Source organism: Aeromicrobium sp. (assembly GCF_036675695.1).
Classification (GTDB): Bacteria; Actinomycetota; Actinomycetes; order Propionibacteriales; family Nocardioidaceae; genus Aeromicrobium.
This window is the reverse complement of sequence record NZ_JAKFEL010000059.1, coordinates 1-2,003: the sequence shown is the minus strand read 5'-3', so window position 1 is coordinate 2,003 and position 2,003 is coordinate 1. Positions and strand designations below refer to the sequence as shown.

The 2,003-nt window shown below is 67.0% G+C and carries 2 protein-coding genes; both read right to left on the bottom strand.

The window, feature by feature from the left end; genetic code table 11:
- Positions 1-669 (bottom strand): PstC family ABC transporter permease (locus V6M39_RS04050; protein ID WP_332642402.1); only part of this gene is annotated, 669 nt, incomplete at its 3' end.
- Between the two features lie 94 nt (positions 670-763).
- Positions 764-1,852, bottom strand: coding sequence for a phosphate ABC transporter substrate-binding protein PstS (gene pstS, locus V6M39_RS04045; RefSeq protein ID WP_332642400.1), 1,089 nt, complete (start codon positions 1,850-1,852; stop codon positions 764-766).
- Positions 1,853-2,003: the final 151 nt, after the last annotated feature.

The following is a 2,003-nucleotide window of genomic DNA, read 5'->3' as shown; positions in this document are numbered from 1 at the left end:
GGAGTACGGGAAGACCGTCATCCGGATCATCTCCCAGCGCGTGGCACCGAGGGCCAGCGCGGCCTCCTCGTGCAGGCGGGGGGTGCGCGAGAAGACCTCGCGCGAGATCGCGGTGATGATCGGGAGGATCATGATGGCCAGCACGATGCCGGCGGTCAGCACGGTGCGACCGGCCGTGCTCGGCTCGCCGAAGAGCGGAATGAATCCGAGGTGCTCGTGCAGCCAGTCGTGCATCGGCACGAGCTTCTTGGCGAGGTAGAACGCGCCCCAGAGGCCGTAGACGACCGACGGTACGGCGGCCAGGAGGTCGATCACGTAGGCGACCGGCGTGGAGATCCAGCGCGGCGCGTAGTGGCTGATGACCAGCGCGATCCCGAAGGCGAGGGGGACGGCGATGATCAGCGCGATGATCGAGGCGGCGAAGGTGCCGACGAGCAGCGGGAAGACGTACCCGAGGAAGCTCTCGGCGTGCGGACCGTAGACGTCACCGGACTTGGTGAAGCCCGAGGCGCCCTTGACGGCCAGGAAGATGAAGACTCCGGCCAGCGCGGCCATGATCGCCAGGCCGGCGCTGAGGGCCAGGCCGGAGAAGATGCGGTCGCCGACGCCACCGCGGACGCTCGCCCAGTCGTTGGGCTGCTCCTCGATCTCGGCGGTGGGGGCTGTCACTGGATTCACCTCAGGGTTGGGGGGTCTGGGATCGCGGGCTGGCCCACGGGTTGAGGGGTGAGGACGGGATCGCCGTCCTCACCCCTCAAGTGGATCACTTGGCGGAGATGCCCGCCACGATCTCCTGCGCCTTGGTGGCGGTCTCCGGCGCGAGCTTCGCGGAACCCGCGAAGTCGGACGAAGCGGCCTGGCCCTCGTCGGACACGATGAACTCGAGGTAGCCCTTGACGTTGGCGGCCTCGGCAGCGTCGTCGTACGTCTCGCAAGCGAGGAGGTACGACAGGAGGATCACCGGGTAGGCGCCGGCCTCGGTGGTGTTGCGGTCGACGTCGACAGCGATGTCGGTGTCGTCGCGTCCCTCGACGACCGGGGAGACCGAGACGGTCTTGGCGGCACCCTCGGGCGACGGGGCGACGAACTCCTCGCCGACCTTGACCAGGACCTTCTGGAGGTCAGCGGTCTGGCTCTCGTCGGCGTAACCGATGGCGCCTTCGATGTCGGCGATCTGCTTGACGACACCCGAGGTGCCCTCGGCGGAGAGACCACCGGAAACCGGGAACGCGTCCTCGGCCTCGTGGGGCCAGTCCTTCTCCGCGGTCTTGGCGAGGTAGTCGGTGAAGTTCTTGGTGGTGCCCGAGTCGTCCGCGCGGTGGACGGCGGTGATCTTGGTGTCAGGCAGCTCGACACCCTCGTTCGTCGCGGCGATCGCGGCGTCGTTCCACTTGGTGATCTTGCCCGCGAAGATCTTGGCGATCGTCGCGGAGTCGAGCTTCAGGTCGTCGACGCCGGGCAGGTTGTAGGCAACGGCGATCGAGGAGATGTAGGCCGGGACCTCGATGATGTTGCCGCCACAACGCTCCTTGGCCTTGGCGAGCTCGTCGTCCTTGATGTAGGAGTCAGTGCCGGCGAAAGACAACGCCTTGCCGATGAACTGGCCGCGGCCGTCCGTCGAGCCGAGCAGCGAGTAGTCGATGGTCAGGCCGCTGTTCTTGCCCTGGAACGCGGTCTTCCACGCCTCCTGGGCCTTCTCCTGCGACGTCGCGCCGCCGCCCTTCAGGTTGCCGCTCAGGTCGCTGGACGCAGCGTCGTCGCCACCCTCGTTGGAGGCGCCACAGGCGCTCATCAGCAGGGCGAGGGCAGCAACGCCGGGGATGGCGGCGCTTCGAATGGTCTTGAAGTTCAAGGAACTTGCCTCTCAGAGGTGAGGGGCTGTTGTCTTCTCGGGGCCCCCCGATTCGTACTGGACAACTGAGAAGTTAGGGAGCGTCGGTAACGCAAGTCCCCGGCCGATCTGAACGCATGGTGAACAGTGGCGGTCGGGGCGGGATTGCAGC